The sequence below is a fragment of the Paracidovorax cattleyae genome (assembly GCF_900104515.1).
In the GTDB taxonomy this organism is placed as follows: Bacteria; Pseudomonadota; Gammaproteobacteria; order Burkholderiales; family Burkholderiaceae_C; genus Paracidovorax; species Paracidovorax cattleyae.
In genome coordinates, this window is record NZ_FNJL01000003.1 from 78,061 (window position 1) to 95,430 (window position 17,370).

Genomic DNA, 17,370 nt, shown 5'->3' on the forward strand with positions numbered 1-17,370 from the left:
AGGCGGGGAAGAAAGGGGGCGGAAAGGATCGCGTCGGCGGCGTCTGCGGTGCGCCGCTCATGTGTGGAAGTATTCCACAGCGCGGCGCGCCAGTTCCGGGCCGTGGCGCTCCGGCAGCAGGTGGCCGGCATCGGGCCAGACCCAGGGATCTCCCCCGCCCGCGGGCCAGGGCGGCACCGCGCGTGCATCCGCCAGGGCCGCGGCACTCCAGGCCGCATCACGCGCGCCGACCGCGACCGCGCTGCGGCGCTCTGGCGCCGACCAGAAGGCGCGGCCGGCGCGCACGATGGCGGCAGATCCGGCATCCGGCGCGGCGGGCAGCCAGTGGAGGCCCGCGCGCAGGGCGGCGCGGTAGCCCGCCTCGGGAAAAGGTGCCTCGCAGGCCGCTGCGGCAGCGGCATCCAGGCCCGGCGCGGCGCCAGGGCGCAGCACTGCCGCCTGCCGTGCGGCCAGCGTTTTGCGCCAGGCCGCCAGGCCTGGCGGCAGCGGCACGCCGTCGCCGGGTGGAAGCCAGGCATTGATCGCCAGCAGCCCGGTGAACCGGCCGGCGGCGTCCGGCAGCGCGTCGGTCGGCGCAGCCGGCAGCGCCATGCCGGGCAGCCCGCCTTCGCCCTGCACGACCAGCACGGTGCGGCGCAGTTCGAGACGTTCCACCAGTTCCGCCAGCGTGCGGTGGTGCCAGGGCAGCGTGTGCGCACCCTCCTTCTTGGGCTTGTCGCTGCGGCCGAAACCGATCAGGTCGGGCGCCACGACGCGGTCGCCGGCAGCCAGCCAGACCGGCAGCATGTGGCGGAACAGATAGCTCCAGCTGCCGGCGCCGTGCAGGCACAGCCAGGTGCGGGGCGCATCGCGCGGCCCCTCGTCCAGGTAGTGCATGCGCAGGCCCGCCAGCGCCGTCAGGTCGCTGGCATAGCGCGGAGCCCAGGGCCAGTCCGGCAGGCCCGCGAAGCGCGCGTCCGGCGTGCGCAGCGCATCGTCCCGCAAGGGATGGACGGCGCGCGCATGGGCACGCTGGGCCTGGCGCCGCGACTGGAAGAAGCCGCTCAGCAGCGCACCACACTCCTGCGCCAGCACGCCGCCCTCGATGCACGTATGGTGGTTCAGTGCCGGCTGCGCGAACAGGTCCACCACCGAACCCGCCGCGCCGGTCTTGGCGTCGGGGGCGCCGTACACCACCCGGTCCAGACGGGCGTGCAGCATGGCGCCGCTGCACATGGCGCAGGGCTCCAGGGTCACGTACAGCGTGCAGCCGTCGAGCCGGTAGTTGCCCAGGCGCTCGGCCGCGGCCCGCAGCGCCACGATTTCCGCGTGCGCCGTGGGATCGTGGCCTCCGATGGGCGCATTGCCGCCGCGCGCGACCAATTCGCCGCCGCGCACCACGACCGCGCCCACGGGGATCTCTCCCCGCGCGGCGGCTTCCGCGGCCTCCTGCAGCGCGATCCGCATCCATGCCTCGTCGGCCTGCCGGTTCGCGTTGGCGGGAGCGGGGCCCGGGCCCGCTAGCGGGCCCATGGGGATCCGGCAAGGGCCCGCGAAGGTCCGCGTCCTGTGCGCAGAAGGGTCTTCACTTCGCCTCGTCGTCCGGCATGGGCCGCGGCTGCTGCATGAGCGACTCCACCTGCTGGCGCACCTGCTCCTGCACCTGCCGGCCCTGCATCTGCACCGTGGGTGCCGACGCTCCGGAGGCCGGTGCCTGCGCGCCCGGCACCACCGGTACCGCCACCCGCGTGCTGCCCACCTGCTGCTTCACCAGCAGGGCCACCACGGCCAGGGCCACCAGAAGGCCCACCAGTCCCAATGCCATGCGCATAACCGTCGCTCCTCGTTCATCACCGCTGCACGGGCGGCGCGGCACGCCACTGTATCGGAACCGGCGCCGTCCGCGGTGATGCCGCGGCGTGCCGGAGGCCGGCAGCCTCAGTTCAGCGCGACGCGCGCGTTGGCCGGGTAGTGGTAGAGCGTCACGGCGGGCGCCGTCAGCTCGCCCTTGGGCGTGAAGGACACATTGGCGGTCACGCCCTTGTACTGGGTCTTGGCGATGAAGGGGGTATAGGCCTTCGGATCCACCGAGTCGGCGCGCTTCATGGCGTCCACCAGCACCATGGTGGCGTCGTAAGCGTAGGGGCTGTAGATCTGGAACTGGCCGGGGAACTTGGCGTCGTAGCGCTTCTTCCACTCCGCGCCGCCCTGCATCCTGGCGACGGAGGCGCCTCCGGTGGCGCAGGTCACGTTCCTGAGCACCGCCGATCTGGCGGACAGATCGGGCAGCTTCTCGGTGCAGAGCGCGTCACCGCCGAAGAACTTCACCTCGCCCATGCCCAGTTGCTCCATCTGGCGCAGCATCGGGCCGGCCTGGGCATCAAGGCCGCCGTAGAAGATCGCATCGGGCTTCTTCGGCTTGATGGAGGTCAGGATCGCCATGAAGTCGGTGGCCTTGTCGTTGGTGAACTCCTCGGCCACCACCTTCAGGCCTTTCTGCAGCGCCGTGGCCTTGAACACCTGGGCCACGCCCTGGCCGTAGGCCGTGCGGTCGTCGATGACGGCGACGGTCTTGAGCTTGAGGTGGTCGGCCGCGTAGATGGCCAGGGCGGCGCCCAGGGCGCTGTCGTTGGCGATCAGGCGGAAAGTGGTCTTGTAGCCCGGCTTGGTCAGGTCGGGATTGGTGGCGGCGGCCGTGATGTTCGGCAGGCCGCACTTGTCGTAGAGCGAGGACGCCGGGATGGAGGTGCCCGACTGCAGGTGGCCGACCACGCCCGCCACCTTCAGGTCGCAGAACTTCTGCGCGATGGCCGTGGCCTGGCGCGGGTCGCCGGCGTCGTCTTCCGCCGCAATCTCGAAGCGGATCTTCTTGCCGCCGATGACGAGGTTCTGCGCGTTGAGGTCGTCCACCGCCATGCGCACGCCGTTCTCGGTGTCCTTGCCGATGTGCGCTATGCCGCCGGAGACGGGGCCGGCATGCCCGATCCTGACGGTCTGCACGTCCTGCGCACCGGAGGGCGCGGCGGCGAAGGCGGACAGCACGGCGGCAGCGGCCGCGGCACAGGGCATCGAGGGGAGGAAGCGGAAAACGGAAGGCACTTCGGAGGTCTCCTGACAGTCTCTGGAATGGCGGAAAGCGGCCCCGCACGGAGCGGGCGCCGGAACTATCGTACCGGCAGTCGCACCATTTCGGAGCGAAGCCGCGCCAAATCGGTGCAGCCGGGTGGCGGCGCCGCCAGCCGCTCATCCCCGAGCGTGCGGCGCCGGACGCGCCAGGGGGATGGGGGTCTTGGGCGTCCAATCCACGGCCACCGGCAGGCCGAGCCGCGCGAACATGTCCGCCACCGATTGCAGATGCCCGGGCACACGGTCTTCGTATTCGCTGAAACGGCCGGAATCGTTGTCGATGCATAGCGTACCGTCCGGGCGGGCATACAGCGTCCCGCTGATATGCGCCTGCGGCAGACCGCGCGTGGCCTGCCACGGCTCGGCGACGAGCGCGCCTCCCACCAGCGTCACGTGGCCCAGCATGAACTGGCGTGGATCGGGGCCCGCGTCACCGGCGGCGTCCTTTTTCGGGTCCTTCTTCTTTTTCTCTTTTGCCGCCGGCATACGGGCGGTGTCTTCGGCTTTCTTCCGGAGCCCGGCCGCGACATGCTCGCGCACGCCCTCAGGGGCTCCGACCAGCACTTCACCGATGACCAGCGAGCCGTTGGCGGAAATGTCCCACTTGTACTGGACCCGGTGGGCGCGCAGGTCGTCCAGGCGCAGTAGATCCTGCAGCGGGCCCGCGCCCCGGCCTGCGGCATCCACCGGCCCGTCGAACCGCTGCACCGCCTCCAGGTCGGCCTGGCGGCGGATGAAGAATGTGCTGCTTCCGGGGCCCTGGTGCTCCGCGATGAGCACCCGCGTCGGGTTCACGCGCACCCGGCGGTAGCCCTGCTGCGCCGGTTCGAGTTCCTGCTTCTGTATCGGGCTGCGGTGGCCCACCTGGCCATCCGCCCCGGTTTTTGTCTTGCCCCGCGCGGGCTGGCAACTGCCGAACCGGGCCGCCAGGGCGGCCTCGCGGCGCATGCCGGCCTCCCGATCGCGCGCCGAAAGCGGGCTCAGGTACGGCGACGAAAGCGAGCGCCGCAAAGGCGTGGCGGCGGGCCCGGGCTGGCCTGGCGCCGTGAAGCCGCTGTCCGCAGGGGCGCTGCGCAGCGATGCAGTGGGTGAAAGAGAGCTGGACGACCGGACAGGTGAGATGGGCATGGGCTGGCTCGTGCAAGGTTCTGGAGAGCATCCAGGCTATGGCTTGCAAGGGAATCGGGACAGGCTCCAGGCGAAGCCGGGCTGCCGCGGGCCGAAGTGCGGCGACGGCCCAGGCCCAGGGCAACGGCCTCCTGGGATAATCGCGCCCCATGTCCCTCCTGCCCCACCAGCTCGAATTGCTCTCCCCCGCCCGCGACGCCGACATCGGCATCGAGGCGGTCAACCATGGCGCGGATGCCGTCTATATCGGCGGACCGGCCTTCGGCGCGCGGGCCAGCGCGGGCAACGAACTGCGCGACCTGGAGCGGCTCATCCGCCATGCCCACCGCTTCCACAGCCGCATCTTCGTCACGCTCAACACCATCCTGCGCGACGACGAGCTCGAAGGCGCCCGCCGCATGGCCTGGCAGGTGTACGAGGCCGGCGCCGACGCGCTCATCATCCAGGACATGGGGCTGCTGGAAATCGACCTGCCCCCCATCCAGCTGCATGCCAGCACCCAGACCGACATCCGCACGCCCGAGAAGGCGCGCTTCCTGCAGGATGCCGGGTTGTCGCAGATCGTGCTGGCGCGCGAGCTCACCGTGCAGGAGATCGCGGCCATCCGCGCGGCGACCGATCCGGAGCGCTGCACGATCGAGTTCTTCATCCACGGCGCGCTCTGCGTGGCCTACAGCGGCCAGTGCTACATCAGCCACGCACACACCGGCCGCAGCGCCAACCGCGGCGACTGCAGCCAGGCCTGCCGCCTGCCCTACCAGGTGACGGACGACGCCGGCCGCTTCATCGCGCACGACAAGCACGTGCTCTCGATGAAGGACAACAACCAGTCGGCCAACCTGCGCCCCCTCATCGACGCGGGGGTGCGCAGCTTGAAGATCGAAGGACGCTACAAGGACATGGCCTACGTGAAGAACGTCACGGCCCACTACCGCCGGTTGCTCGACGAAATCATCGAGGAGCGCGAGACCTCCGCCGCGCCCCTGGCCCGCTCTTCCAGCGGCCAGACGCGCTTCACCTTCACCCCCGACCCGAACCAGAACTTCAACCGCGAGTTCACCGACTATTTCGTGAACGGCCGCAAGGAAGACATCGGCGCCTTCGACACACCCAAGAACCCCGGCCAGGCCATCGGCTGGGTCACGCAGGTGGGCCCGAACTGGGTAGAGCTGGAAACCCATGCGCCCGACACGGTGCTGCACAACGGCGACGGCCTGTGCTACTGGGACCTGCAGAAAGAGCTCGTGGGCGTGGCGATCAACCGCGCCGAGGCAGCGCCCGGCAAGTCCCGCAACCACTGGCGCGTGTTCCCGAAGGACCCGATGGAGGGCTTCAGGGACCTGCGCCGCGGCACCGAGATCAACCGCAACCGGGACATGGACTGGGTGCGCACGCTCGAGAAGAAATCCGGCGAACGGCGCATCGGCCTTTGGGCGCATTTCACGGACACCGATTCCGGCTTCGCCCTCACGCTCACCGACGAAGACGGCTTCACCGGCACCGCCGAGGTGGCGCATGCGCACGAGCCGGCCACCGATGCGGGGCGCTCGGAAGTCGCCTTGCGCGAGCAGATCGGCCGCTTCGGCGCGACGATCTTCCACGCGCATGACATCGCCGTCGCGATGCGGCAGCCGTGGTTCGTGCCCGCCTCCGTGCTGAACCCGTTGCGCCGCGACGCCGTAGCGGCGCTGGAGGCAGCACGTGCCGACGGCCTGCAGCGCCTGCCCCGCGCGCGGCCCGTCGAGCCGCCGGCCCCCTTCCCCGAGGACACGCTCACCTACCTGGCCAACGTGTTCAACCAGAAGGCGCACGATTTCTACATGAAGCACGGGGTGAAGGTGATCGACGCGGCCTACGAAAGCCAGGAAGAGGAGGGCGAGGTGAGCCTGATGATCACCAAGCACTGCGTGCGCTTTTCCATGAGCCTGTGCCCCAAGCAGGCCAAGGGCGTGATCGGCGTCAAGGGCACCATCAAGGCCGAGCCCCTGCACCTGATCAACGGCAAGGAAAAGCTCACCCTGCGCTTCGACTGCAAGCCCTGCGAGATGCATGTGGTCGGCCGGATCAAGAAATCCGTGCAGAACCAGCAGGCGCGCGAGGCGCACGCGGTGCCGGTGCAGTTCTACCGCACGCGTCCCGTGCCCGGCGCGCCGCACTGAAGCGGGCGAACCCTGCGCGTCGGTTCCGGTGGGCTGACCCGGCAGCGGTGCCCTTCGCCGGCACGCTTGCCGTCTCCGCCCCGCAGGAGGCGGCAGTACCCGGCCCGGCATCGGCAGGCACGAGCCCCTGGGCGAGATCGCTCTTGCCGGGGCTGCTGCCGGCGGTCGGCTGGGTTTCAGGAAAAAGAATGGCCATGTCGTGCTCCTTCAGGCAACCAGGGTACGGGATGCCCCTCCATGCCGCCGAGGGTGCAACCGGCGTGCCAGCTCCTGCACAGTCCGCGGCGGAGCGGGACAGTGGATGCACGGAAGTCATAAGCACATAGCGATCGGTTCGTTCCGCGTGGCGGTGCGAACCGACACAATGGCCCGCACGCGCCGAGACACCGGCCCGCCCAACGACTCCAGGGAGACAGCACCGCATGAAGATCGAGACCCTTGCCGTCCACGCCGGACAGGCCCCCGACCCCACCACCCGGGCCGTGGCGGTGCCCATCTACCAGACGGCGGCCTACGCCTTCGACAGCGCCCAGCACGGCGCGGACCTGTTCGACCTGAAAGTGCCGGGCAACATCTACACCCGCATCATGAATCCCACCAACGACGTGCTCGAAAAGCGCGTCGCGGCGCTCGAAGGCGGCATCGCCGCGCTGGCGCTGGCGTCGGGCATGGCAGCCATCACTTACGCGATCCAGACGATCGCCGAGGCCGGCGACAACATCGTCTCAGCCAGCACGCTCTATGGCGGCACCTATAACCTGTTCGCGCACACACTGCCGCGCCAGGGCATCACCACCCGCTTCGCGGACCCGCGCGACCCCGCCAGTTTCGCGCAGCACATCGATGGCCGCACCAAGGCGGTGTTCGTCGAATCCATCGGCAATCCGCTGGGCAACGTGACCGACATCGCCGCGCTGGCGCGGGTGGCGCACGACCACGGCGTGCCGCTGATCGTGGACAACACCGTGCCCAGCCCCTACCTGCTGCGCCCCATCGAGCACGGCGCGGACATCGTCGTCCACTCGCTCACCAAGTACCTGGGCGGCCATGGCAACAGCATCGGCGGTGCCATCGTGGACAGCGGCAAGTTCCCCTGGGCGCAACACAAGGAGCGCTTCGCCTGCCTCAACACCCCCGACCCCAGCTACCACGGCGTGGTGTACACCGAAGCCCTGGGCGAGGCGGCCTTCATCGGCCGCGCGCGCGTCGTGCCGCTGCGCAACACCGGGGCCACCCTCTCTCCGCACAATGCCTTCCTGATCCTGCAGGGCATCGAAACCCTGGCCCTGCGCATGGACCGCATCTGCGACAACACGCTGGCCGTCGCGCACTACCTGCAGCGCCACCCCAAGGTGGCCCAGGTGCGGTACGCCGCCCTGCCCGGCCACCCCGACCACGCGATCACGCAGCGCCTGCTCGGCGGCAGGGCCTCCGGCATCCTCTCATTCGAGCTGCGCTCCGTGCCCGGCGCCGATCCCCGCACGGCCGGCGCGCGCTTCCTGGATGCCCTGCAGCTCTTCACACGGCTCGTGAACATCGGCGATGCGCGCTCGCTGGCCACGCATCCCGCCTCCACCACCCACCGCCAGCTCGGCCCCGAGGAGCTGCAGCAGGCCGGCGTGGGCGAAGGCATGGTGCGACTGTCGGTGGGCATCGAGCACATCGACGACCTCACCGCCGACCTCGCACAGGCGCTGGGAGCCGTGTGATGCAGCGGCGGTCAGGCGTTCTCCAGGTCGCGCGCGAGGCGCAGGCCCGAGAACTGCCACCGCGCGGTGGCAGGGAAGAAATTACGGTAGCTGGCGCGGACATGGCCCGGGGGCGTCGCACAGGATCCGCCCCGCAGCACGTACTGGTTCACCATGAACTTGCCGTTGTACTCGCCCACGGCGCCGTCGGCCACGCGAAAGCCCGGGTAGGCCGCATAGCTGGACTGCGTCCACTCCCAGATGTCGCCGAACAGCTGGTCGAGGGGCGGCTGGCCGTCCGGGTCCGGACGAGGGACACCCGGTGCCGCGCGGGGGTGCAGCACGCCACCGTCGGCGAAATGCCCGTCCCCGGTCCACACGCCCGATGCCTCCGCGGCGGCCTCCCATTCCGCCTCGGTGGGCAGGCGCGCTCCGGCCCAGCGCGCGTACGCATCCGCTTCGTAATAGGACAGGTGCACCGCGGGAGCCGACGGCCTGAGCGGCCGGGGGCCGGCGAGCGTGAACTCGTGCCAGCCCGCACCATCGCCGCCTTCCATCGCGCCCCGGCGCCAGTAGAGCGGATGCTGCAGTTTCATGGCCTGCATCCAGTCCCAGCCCTCGGCCAGCCAGAACGAGGCATCCCGGTAGCCTCCGGCCTCGACGAAAGCGAGGTACTCGCCCGTGCTGACCGGCCTGCAGGCCAGCGCGTAGGGCTGCAGGTACACGCGGTGCCGGGGCGCTTCGTTGTCGAAGGCGAACCCGGCGCCGTCGGCGCGTGCGTCGTGGCCGATCTCGGTGACGCCGCCGGAAAACCGCCGCCAGCGCAGGGCATCCGCCTCGGCAGGCTCGGGTTGCCGCTCCTGCAGACCCGCCGGCGCCCCGCCCGCGCCCTGCAGCCGGTAGGCCGGCCAGAGCGGGCTGCACGACAGCAGGTGCTTCACATCGGTGAGGATCAGTTCCTGGTGCTGCTGCTCGTGCTGCAGCCCGAGCTCCACCAGGGCCTGCAATTGCGGATCCGGTTGCACCTGCAGCCCGGCCAGGAGCCGGGCCATGCGGGTATCGACGTCCTGCCGGTACTCCAGCACCTGCGCCATCGCCGGGCGCGTGAGGAGTCCGCGCTGGGGGCGTGGATGCTTGTCCCCGACACCGTTGTAGTAGGAATTGAACAGCACGCGGAACGCCGGATGGAATGGGGCGAAACCCGGCTCGCGCGGCTCGAGCACGAAGGTCTCGAAGAACCACGTGGTGTGCGCCAGGTGCCATTTGACGGGGCTCGCGTCGGGCATGGACTGCGCGCAGCAATCCTCATCGGACAGCGGCAGGGCCAGCGCCAGCGAGGCCCGGCGCACCTGGGCGTAGCGGTCCTGCAGCGCGGCCGCACCGGCCGGTACGGCGCTCGGCGCCGCGCGGCGCACGAGGCTCAGGGAAGGGGTCATGGCATGTGCCTCTCGAAGTCAGGGCTGCGCGTAGGCCACGGCGAACCATCCGCGCTCATCGGTCCAGACCCGCGCGCGGGAGAAGCCCGCCCGTGCCAGCAGGGCCTGGAAGGCCGGCAGCGTGTACTTGTAGCTGTTCTCGGTATGGATGCGCTCGCCGGGCGCGAACACGCGTCCGCCCCCGGGCCAGCGCACCTGCGCGCCGCGGGGCGTCTCCAGGTGCATTTCAATGCGCGAAAGGCGCCGGTCGAAGAAGGCGCGGTGCTCCCAGTCCTGCGCCACGAAGTCGCTTCCGATGAGCCGGTTGACGTGCTCCAGCGCGTTGCGGTTGAACGCCGCCGTCACCCCGGCCGCATCGTCGTACGCCGCCTCGAGCACGGCCACGTCCTTGGGCAGGTCGAAGCCGACCAGCACGCCCCCGTCGCGGTCCACCAGGCCGCGCATGCGCGAGAGCAGCGCCAGGGCCTGCGGCGGATCGAAGTTGCCGATCGAGGAGCCCGGGTAGAACACCAGCCGGCGGGCGCGGGGAATGTCGTGGGGCAGCACCACCGGCTGCGTGAGGTCGCCCGCCACGGCCTCCGCCAGCAGCCATGGCAGGGCCTCCTGCAGCCGCGTTACCGCGCCGCGCAGGAAATCCGCGGAAATATCCACCCCCACGAAGCGCTGCGGCCGCAGCAGCCGGCACAGCGGCTGCACCTTCTCGCAATTGCCGGCACCCAGTTCGATCACCGTCTCGACCGCTCCCGCCGCCTGGGCGATGTCTTCGCCATGGCGCGCCATCACGGCCTGCTCGGTGCGGGTGGGGTAATACTCCGGCAGCCGGGTGATCTCCTCGAAGAGCTCCGACCCCCGCTCGTCGTAGAAATACTTGGGGGAAATGCAGGCCGGATGCCGCAGCAGCCCGGGAATGATGTCGGCATGGGCGGATTCGGACTGCTGGAGGGCATGGGCGTTCATCGGGGTCTCTTTTCCTGAAGGGGAAAGGGCCGCCGGAGCAGCAGGGCGGCGGCGGAGTTTTCAGGCCATGCCGGGCGGCTGCGGCGCTGGGCGCTATGGCCGGTGCCCAGCATTGCAGAGAGCTTCCGCCGGGCTTGTAGGACGCCTGCGCATCGTTCGCCCTAGAATGCGGCCGCTGCGGTGCTCGCCCGGCCGCGCCCGTCGCCCGCACGGCAACTCCTTTCGCCGACGCTCATCGCCACTGCATGGATTCCCTCACCCAGATCGCCCTCGGCTCCGCCGTTTCCCTGGCTGCCATGGGCCGGCGCACCACTGCCTGGAAGGCCGCGCTGTGGGGGGCCGTGGCAGGCACGCTGCCCGACCTGGACGCACTGATCGACCATGGCGACCCGATCGCCAACATGGTCCTGCACCGGGCCGATAGCCACGCCCTGCTCTACCTTTCGCTCCTCGCGCCCTTCCTGGGCGGGCTGGCGGCGCGGCTCCACGGGGAAAGCATCCAGTGGAAGCGCTGGTGGCTGGCCCTCTGGCTCGCGCTCGTGACCCATCCGCTGCTCGACTGGATGACGGTGTACGGCACGCAACTGCTGCGGCCATTCACCGACCACCCTTACGGAGTGGGCAGTATCTTCATCATCGACCCGCTCTACACCGTGCCGCTCATCGTGGGGGTGGTCGCGGCACTGGCGGTTTCAGGCCGGCGCGGCCTGCGCTGGAACACGGCCGGGCTGTGGCTGAGCACCGCCTACCTCTCCTGGGGCTTCGCGGTACAGCAGCATGTCGCGGGCATCGCCCGGACATCGCTCGAAGCCATCGGCTGTCCGGCGAGCGAGGTGCTCGTGACGCCCACGCCGTTCAACACCCTCGCCTGGCGGGTGGTGGCGATGGTGCCCGGCCAGTATGCGGAGGGGTTCTACGCGCTTGCCGACGGCCGCCGTCCCATCCACTTCACCCTGCACGACCGGGGCGAGGCCCTCATCGCGCAGTTAGGGGCCCGGACACCCGTGCGGCGCGTGGCCGCCTTCAGCCATGGCTTCTACCGGATGCGCGAGCAGGGAGGCCACGTCCAGATCACGGATCTGCGCATGGGCCAGGAGCCCGCCTACACCTTCCACTTCGATCTGGGCACGCCCGCGGACTTGGCGGCGGGCCGCGCCACCGTGGTCCAGACATGGCAGCGCCCCGATGCGGCCACCGCGCTGCCGGCCCTCGGGCGGCGCATCCTCGGGGAAGGTGGCGGAGACGGCATTTTCGGCACTGCCTCCCGGCCCTGATGCGTTCCTTCCCGCACAAGAACGTGGCAAGCTAGCCCCATGTCCGATCCATCCACCCGTAGGGCCACCGAGCACCTGCCGGCAGTGCCTGCGCACACCGCCCAGGGCGGGCGGCGGCTGCGCGCGCTGGTGGTGGGAACCCTGCTCCTGGCGCTCACCGCCACCTGGGCGCTCGTCGCCATATCGCTGCAGACCAAATGGCAGGATGCGGTGCAGTCCCAGCAGCGGCAGAACGCCAACCTGGCACGCGTCCTGGAAGAGCAGACGCTGCGGGTCCTGGCGGCCGTCGACCAGGCCACGCTGCGCGTGGCGGCGGAAGTGCGCAGCGGAGAGTTCACGCAGGAGGACTACGCCCTGTTCGCCAACGAGACCGGCCTGGCGCCGGACATCCTCACCCAGCTTTCCATCGTGGGCACCGACGGCCGGTTCGTGGGCAGCAACCTGGACCCCTCCGGCTTCCGCAGTCCGGATACTGACCTGAGCGAGCGCGAGCACATCCGGGTGCACCTGGAGCCCGCCAAGGTGTCCCGTGCGCGCACCCAGGTGTCCGCATCGGGCCTCTTCATCGGCAAGCCCGTCACGGGCCGGGTTTCCGGCCGCCGGACCATGCAGCTGAGCCGGCCCATCATCGGCAGCGACGGCCACCTGCACGGCGTGGTGGTCGCCTCGCTCAATCCGAACTATTTCGACGAGGTATACGGCGGCGTGGACATCGGCGCCCAGGGAGCGGTCGTACTGATGGGGGCGGACTTCGGCATGCTGGCCCGGGTGATAGGAACCCAGGCGGGCGACATCGACCAGGTCATCGAATTCCCCCCCGACCACCCCCTCCTGGACACCACCCGCACGCAGGGCACCTACCAGCGCGTCAGCCACGTCGACGGGCTGAGCCGCATCACCGCCTTCCACCGCGTGCCCGGGTACCCGCTGACCGTCCTGGTATCCACGGCCGACGACGAGGCCCTGGCGGAATGGAGGACCATGCGGAATTTCACCGTGGTGTTCGCCGGACTTTTTTCCGCGGCGCTGGTCGCCCTGTGCGCGGGCTTCCTGAAGGGGTTGCGGCAGCTGGAGCAGAAGAACGTGGCACTCGCGGCAAGCGAGGCCCAGGCCCGCTCCGCCAACCGCGCCAAGAGCGAGTTCCTCACGGCCATCTCGCACGAACTGCGCACGCCCCTCACCAGCATCCACGGCTTCGCGGAGCTCATGGAACAGCGGCTGGAGCAGCCGTCCTACCGCGAGGCCGCAGGCCTGATCCGCAGCGCGGCAGAACATCTCAACACCCTGCTGTCCGAGATCCTCGACCTCGCCAAGGTGCAGGCCGGCGCGATGCCCATCGCGCCCGGGGACCATGCCGTGCGCGAGCTCGTCGGCACCACCGTGGACCTCTTCGCCATCTCCGCCGCGCAGAAAGGGCTCACGCTGGAAATGCGCATCGCGCCCGACGTGCCGCACATGCTGCGGTGCGACGGCCTGCGCCTGAAGCAGATCCTCAACAACCTGCTGAGCAACGCGCTCAAGTTCACCCGCAACGGCGGCGTGCGGCTGGAGGTGGACACCGCCGAAGGCCCCGTGCTGCGCTTCCGGGTCATCGATACCGGCCCCGGCATCCCCGCCGACCTGCACGAGGTCATCTTCGAAAAATTCAGCCAGGGCAGCGCCGAGGTGAGCACCCAGCACGGCGGCACGGGCCTGGGGCTGGCGCTGTCGCGCGGGCTCGCCGAACTCATGGGCGGCCGGCTCGGCGTGGCCTCCGAATCCGGCCATGGCGCGTGTTTCACGCTGGAGCTGCCGATGCAGACGCCTGCACCCCAGGCCGCAGCCTGAGGCTGCGCCCGCCGCCCCGCAGCGGTGTCCGGACCTCGTGCGGGCCTCCTGAAAAGCAAAAGGGCCGGCGCATGCGCGCCGGCCCCATCCTGGCGTGTGCGGTCAGAAGCGCCAGCCCAGGCCCACGCCCGCCAGCACCGGATCGATCTTCAGCGTGCCCAGCTTGGCGCCATTGGCAGCCACGTCCGTGCGGATGTACACCTTCTTGATGTCGAAGTTCAGTGACAGGTTCTTGGTGAGCGGGATGTCCACGCCGACCTGCAGCGCACCACCCCAGCTGCTCTTGTCGATGCTCACTCCGGCGGGCAGGCGCACGCTGGAGAAGCGGGTGTAGTTGATGCCCGCGCCCACGTAGGGCCGGAAGCCGGGTGCGTCGAAGTGGTATTGCGCCATCAGCGACGGCGGCAGGTGCTTCAGCGTGCCGATCTGGGCGCCCAGCGCGCTGGAGCGCACATCCTGCTTCTGGGGCACCGTCAGCACCAGTTCCGCGGCGATGTTCTTGTCGAAGAAGTACGAAATATCGACTTCCGGAATGGTCTTGTTGTTGATCGACAGGCCCAGGCCGGTGCTGTCCTTGTTGGAGCTGTCCAGATGCACCGCACGGGCGCGGACCAGCCAGGGGCCCTGGCCGTCGGTGGCCTGCGCGTGGGCGGCGCCGGAGGTCAGAACGCACAGGGCAGCCAGGGCGAGCAGATTCTTTTTCATAGGGAAACTCGATGCGGTTGAACGGGGACGGCCCCCGTGAACGCATTGGGCTTGCAAAACGCCCTGGCCGCCTTGCCACAGATCAAAGGGCCATGCGTGCCTCAATGCGCGCCGGCCTTGCGGCCGCGCCAGCGTTGCACCAGCGTCACGCAGGCCAGCACGAGCGCGCCCGCCACGATGCCGCTCGCGGCATTGAGCAGGTTGAGCACCACCAACTGCAGGAACCCGCCATGCCCTTGCCCGGCAGCGGAAGCCAGTCCCTCCACCGCGTGGTGCAGCGGCGGCAGGCCGTGCACCAGGATGCCGCCCCCCACCAGGAACATGGCCGCCGTGCCGGCGACGGAGAGCACCTTCATCAGCCAGGGAGCGGCCGCCACGATGCCACGGCCCAGCACGCGCACGACGCCCAGGGAGCGCCGGCTGAGCCAGAGGCCGACGTCATCGAGCTTCACGATGCCGGCGACCAGGCCGTACACCCCGGCGGTCATGATCAGCGCGATACCGGAGAGCACTGCCACCTGCTGGCCGAAAGGCGCTCCGGCCACCGTGCCCAGCGTGATCGCGATGATTTCTGCAGACAGGATGAAATCGGTGCGCACCGCCCCGCGCACCTTGTCCTTCTCGAATGCCGCCAGGTCCACCGCGGCGTTCGCCGCTGCCTGCGCATGGGCCTCGCGGTCCGCCGCCTCCACCGGGCCGTCCTGGTGCAGGAACCGGTGCGCCAGCTTCTCCGCGCCCTCGAAGCAAAGGAAGGCACCGCCCAGCATCAGCAGGGGCGTGACGGCCCAGGGAATGAACGCGCTGATCAAGAGCGCGGCCGGCACCAGGATGGCCTTGTTCACCAGCGAGCCCCTGGCCACCGCCCAGACCACCGGCAGTTCTCGCTCGGCACGCACCCCGGTCACCTGCTGCGCGTTCAGCGCGAGGTCGTCGCCAAGCACGCCGGCCGTCTTCTGGGCGGCCGTCTTGGTCATCACCGACACGTCGTCGGCCATTGCGGCACTCTTCTTCGCAGCCACCTTGGTCATGAGGGCGACGTCGTCGAGCACCGCGGCGATATCGTCGAGCAGGGTCAAAAGACTGGCGCCGGCCATGCAAAGCTCCGTGGTTGAGAGGCGCCGATTATGGGGGCCATGCGCGGCCGCTCCTGTCCGGCAACGCCCCGTCCGCCGCTGCGATGCTCCGGAGGGGAACACCCTTGCAAACGCCAAGGCCGCAATAATTGCATATCCTCTGCGGCAGGACCGTCCGTCTCTTCCCGAGGCGGCCTTCCGCACGCATTTCCCAACGCTCCCATGACCCCCTCGCTCAGCGCAGAACAGCAAAGGCTGACGGCCCTGCGGGCCACCGGCCTGCTGGACACGCCGCCGACCGAGGAATTCGACCGCATCACGCGGCTGGCCAGCCGCCTCTTCGGCGTTCCCATCGCGCTCGTCAGCCTGGTGGACGCGGACAGGCAGTGGTTCAAATCGCAGGTGGGGCTGCCGGTCCGGGAGACCTGCCGCGAGGACGCCTTCTGCGACCACACCATCCGTTCGTCGGACGTCATGGTGGTGGAAAACGCGCTGGAAGACCCGCGCTTCGCGGCCAACCCGCTCGTCGCGGGGCCCCCACACATCCGCTTCTATGCCGGCGCCCCGCTCATCCTGCGGGGCCACCACCACCTGGGCAGCCTCTGCCTGATCGATACCGTGCCGCGGACGTTCGACGCTTCGCAACAGCGTCAGCTGGAAGACCTGGCCGCGCTCGTGATGGCCCAGATCGACCTGCAGTGCTCCGCCTCGCGTCTCGACGAAGCCACACTGCTTCCCAACCGGTCCCAGCTGCTGCAGGACCTCGACGGCCTGTGCCGCGCTGCGCCCGGCGAAGGCCGCATACTGGCCCTGCTCGAACTCCTGCCGCACGACGGCCTCATGGACGCGGTGCGGGCCGTGGGCATGCAGCCCATCGAACAGCTCACCTACGAAGCCGGCAAGCGGCTGTCCTTCTTCCTCGGCAGCCAGTCCCGCATCTACCATACCGGCGTCGCCCGGCTGGCCATGGTGCTCCGTACCGCGGATGAGCACGCCCTGCAGCAATTCACGCAGCAGTTACTCCAGACGCTGATCGCACCACTGTCGGGCTCAGGCATCGTCATCAACCAGCGGAGGCGCGTGGGCCTGGCCCCCTTCACCCTCGAACCGGCCGACGCCCTGGATGCCCTGCGGCGTGCCAACGCAGCCCTCTACCACCAATCCGTACCCGACACGGCGGTCTGCACCTACGACGCCACGGTGGACCTCAGCTACCGCCGCTCCTACGAACTGATGGCGAGCGTCCCCCGCGCGCTGATGGCGGGAGAATTCCGGCTGGTGTACCAGCCCCAGTTCGAACGCGCCTCCACGCGCTACACCTGCGTGGAAGCCCTGCTGCGCTGGGACCATCCCCAACTGGGCCCCGTATCGCCCGGCGACTTCATTCCCCTGCTCGAAAAGACCACGTACATCCAGGCCGTCACCGAATGGGTGCTGCACACGGCGCTCGCGCAGATTCGCGCGTGGGAAGACGCCGGCCTGGAGGTGGACGTGGCGATCAACGTGTCGCCGCGCAACCTCGAGCAGCCCGGATTCGCCGGCATGCTCCAGGATGCCTTCGAGCGCCACGGCCTCGCCCCGTCGCGCCTCGAGATCGAATGCACCGAGAACGCCGTCCTGACGGAGGGACCGACCCTGGAGGGCATCAAGGCGGCCCGCGCGCTGGGCGTGCGTGTCGCACTCGACGATTTCGGCACGGGCTACTGCAATTTCGGATGCCTGTACGACCTCTCTGCCGAGGTGCTCAAGCTCGACCAGGCCCTGATCCGGCCCATCGGCACCGATGCCCGCGCCCTCGACGTCGTGCGCGGCATGGTCCAGCTGGGCCACACCCTGGGCTACCGCCTGCTGGCCGAGGGCGTCGAAACGGCCGAGGTGTTCGACCAGTTGATGGAGCTGGGTTGCGACCAGGTCCAGGGCTACTACCTGAGCCGCCCGCTGCCGCCCGACCAGGCGTTCGCCTTCGTGCGGCGCTGGAACCAGCTCGTCACGCTGGAGCAGGATTGAACGGACGGGCA

General features: G+C 69.8%; 13 protein-coding genes. 5 read left to right on the forward strand and 8 right to left on the reverse strand.

Features of this window, described 5'->3' with window-relative positions:
* Positions 1–57: 57 nt before the first annotated feature.
* From tadA to xopV, 4 genes are all read right to left on the reverse strand, one after another.
* Positions 58–1,512 carry a tRNA adenosine(34) deaminase TadA gene (gene tadA, locus BLR05_RS03105; protein WP_092832263.1) on the reverse strand — a complete coding sequence of 485 codons (1,455 nt, stop codon included), beginning with the start codon at positions 1,510–1,512 and terminating at the stop codon, positions 58–60.
* 52 nt (positions 1,513–1,564) lie between these two features.
* The gene (locus BLR05_RS03110) at positions 1,565–1,810 is read right to left on the reverse strand and encodes a hypothetical protein (protein WP_092832264.1); all 246 of its coding nucleotides are present in this window, start codon (positions 1,808–1,810) and stop codon (positions 1,565–1,567) included.
* A gap of 107 nt (positions 1,811–1,917) precedes the next feature.
* Complete coding sequence (locus BLR05_RS03115) at positions 1,918–3,048, reverse strand: branched-chain amino acid ABC transporter substrate-binding protein (protein ID WP_192883933.1); 1,131 nt, start codon at positions 3,046–3,048, stop codon at positions 1,918–1,920.
* A 174-nt stretch (positions 3,049–3,222) separates the two neighbouring features.
* Complete coding sequence (gene xopV, locus BLR05_RS03120; protein ID WP_092832268.1) at positions 3,223–4,233, reverse strand: XopV/AopV family type III secretion system effector; 1,011 nt, start codon at positions 4,231–4,233, stop codon at positions 3,223–3,225.
* Positions 4,234–4,382: 149 nt separating this feature from the next.
* Between xopV and BLR05_RS03125 the strand changes: the two genes are divergently transcribed.
* Both BLR05_RS03125 and BLR05_RS03130 read left to right on the forward strand, forming a co-directional pair.
* The gene (locus BLR05_RS03125; protein WP_092832269.1) at positions 4,383–6,392 is read left to right on the forward strand and encodes a peptidase U32 family protein; all 2,010 of its coding nucleotides are present in this window, start codon (positions 4,383–4,385) and stop codon (positions 6,390–6,392) included.
* A 422-nt stretch (positions 6,393–6,814) separates the two neighbouring features.
* The gene (locus BLR05_RS03130) at positions 6,815–8,101 is read left to right on the forward strand and encodes an O-acetylhomoserine aminocarboxypropyltransferase/cysteine synthase family protein (protein ID WP_092832271.1); all 1,287 of its coding nucleotides are present in this window, start codon (positions 6,815–6,817) and stop codon (positions 8,099–8,101) included.
* Between the two features lie 11 nt (positions 8,102–8,112).
* On the opposite strand, the gene egtB is transcribed toward BLR05_RS03130, so the two are convergent.
* On the reverse strand, positions 8,113–9,516 hold the full coding sequence (gene egtB / locus BLR05_RS03135; protein ID WP_092832272.1) for an ergothioneine biosynthesis protein EgtB: 1,404 nt from the start codon (positions 9,514–9,516) through the stop codon (positions 8,113–8,115).
* A gap of 18 nt (positions 9,517–9,534) precedes the next feature.
* Positions 9,535–10,473 (reverse strand): L-histidine N(alpha)-methyltransferase, encoded by a 939-nt coding sequence (gene egtD, locus BLR05_RS03140; protein ID WP_092832274.1) that lies wholly within the window; start codon positions 10,471–10,473, stop codon positions 9,535–9,537.
* A 245-nt stretch (positions 10,474–10,718) separates the two neighbouring features.
* On the opposite strand from egtD, the gene BLR05_RS03145 reads away from it, so the two are divergent.
* Both BLR05_RS03145 and BLR05_RS03150 read left to right on the forward strand, forming a co-directional pair.
* Positions 10,719–11,747 (forward strand): metal-dependent hydrolase, encoded by a 1,029-nt coding sequence (locus tag BLR05_RS03145; RefSeq protein ID WP_092832276.1) that lies wholly within the window; start codon positions 10,719–10,721, stop codon positions 11,745–11,747.
* Positions 11,748–11,786: 39 nt separating this feature from the next.
* A complete protein-coding gene (locus BLR05_RS03150) occupies positions 11,787–13,574 on the forward strand; it encodes a cache domain-containing sensor histidine kinase (RefSeq protein ID WP_092832278.1) in 1,788 nt (595 codons plus the stop codon).
* A 102-nt stretch (positions 13,575–13,676) separates the two neighbouring features.
* Here BLR05_RS03150 and BLR05_RS03155 read toward each other — a convergent pair whose 3' ends face one another.
* Positions 13,677–14,279, reverse strand: coding sequence for an OmpW/AlkL family protein (locus BLR05_RS03155; protein WP_092832280.1), 603 nt, complete (start codon positions 14,277–14,279; stop codon positions 13,677–13,679).
* A 101-nt stretch (positions 14,280–14,380) separates the two neighbouring features.
* Complete coding sequence (locus tag BLR05_RS03160) at positions 14,381–15,373, reverse strand: DUF808 domain-containing protein (RefSeq protein ID WP_092832282.1); 993 nt, start codon at positions 15,371–15,373, stop codon at positions 14,381–14,383.
* Positions 15,374–15,574: 201 nt separating this feature from the next.
* Between BLR05_RS03160 and BLR05_RS03165 the strand changes: the two genes are divergently transcribed.
* Positions 15,575–17,359, forward strand: a complete 1,785-nt coding sequence (locus BLR05_RS03165; RefSeq protein ID WP_092832283.1) for a putative bifunctional diguanylate cyclase/phosphodiesterase — start codon at positions 15,575–15,577, stop codon at positions 17,357–17,359.
* Positions 17,360–17,370: the final 11 nt, after the last annotated feature.

Excerpts from the sequence above, each read along its gene's own strand:
- BLR05_RS03110 (WP_092832264.1), bottom strand. The coding sequence starts at position 1,810 with ATGCGCATGGCATTGGGACTGGTGGGCCTTCTGGTGGCCCTGGCCGTG.
- BLR05_RS03150 (WP_092832278.1), top strand. The coding sequence starts at position 11,787 with ATGTCCGATCCATCCACCCGTAGGGCCACCGAGCACCTGCCGGCAGTG.
- BLR05_RS03160 (WP_092832282.1), bottom strand. The coding sequence starts at position 15,373 with ATGGCCGGCGCCAGTCTTTTGACCCTGCTCGACGATATCGCCGCGGTG.
- BLR05_RS03115 (WP_192883933.1), bottom strand. The coding sequence starts at position 3,048 with ATGCCCTGTGCCGCGGCCGCTGCCGCCGTGCTGTCCGCCTTCGCCGCC.
- BLR05_RS03130 (WP_092832271.1), top strand. The coding sequence starts at position 6,815 with ATGAAGATCGAGACCCTTGCCGTCCACGCCGGACAGGCCCCCGACCCC.
- BLR05_RS03145 (WP_092832276.1), top strand. The coding sequence starts at position 10,719 with ATGGATTCCCTCACCCAGATCGCCCTCGGCTCCGCCGTTTCCCTGGCT.
- BLR05_RS03165 (WP_092832283.1), top strand. The coding sequence starts at position 15,575 with ATGACCCCCTCGCTCAGCGCAGAACAGCAAAGGCTGACGGCCCTGCGG.
- tadA (WP_092832263.1), bottom strand. The coding sequence starts at position 1,512 with ATGGGCCCGCTAGCGGGCCCGGGCCCCGCTCCCGCCAACGCGAACCGG.
- BLR05_RS03155 (WP_092832280.1), bottom strand. The coding sequence starts at position 14,279 with ATGAAAAAGAATCTGCTCGCCCTGGCTGCCCTGTGCGTTCTGACCTCC.
- egtD (WP_092832274.1), bottom strand. The coding sequence starts at position 10,473 with ATGAACGCCCATGCCCTCCAGCAGTCCGAATCCGCCCATGCCGACATC.
- BLR05_RS03125 (WP_092832269.1), top strand. The coding sequence starts at position 4,383 with ATGTCCCTCCTGCCCCACCAGCTCGAATTGCTCTCCCCCGCCCGCGAC.
- egtB (WP_092832272.1), bottom strand. The coding sequence starts at position 9,516 with ATGACCCCTTCCCTGAGCCTCGTGCGCCGCGCGGCGCCGAGCGCCGTA.
- xopV (WP_092832268.1), bottom strand. The coding sequence starts at position 4,233 with ATGCCCATCTCACCTGTCCGGTCGTCCAGCTCTCTTTCACCCACTGCA.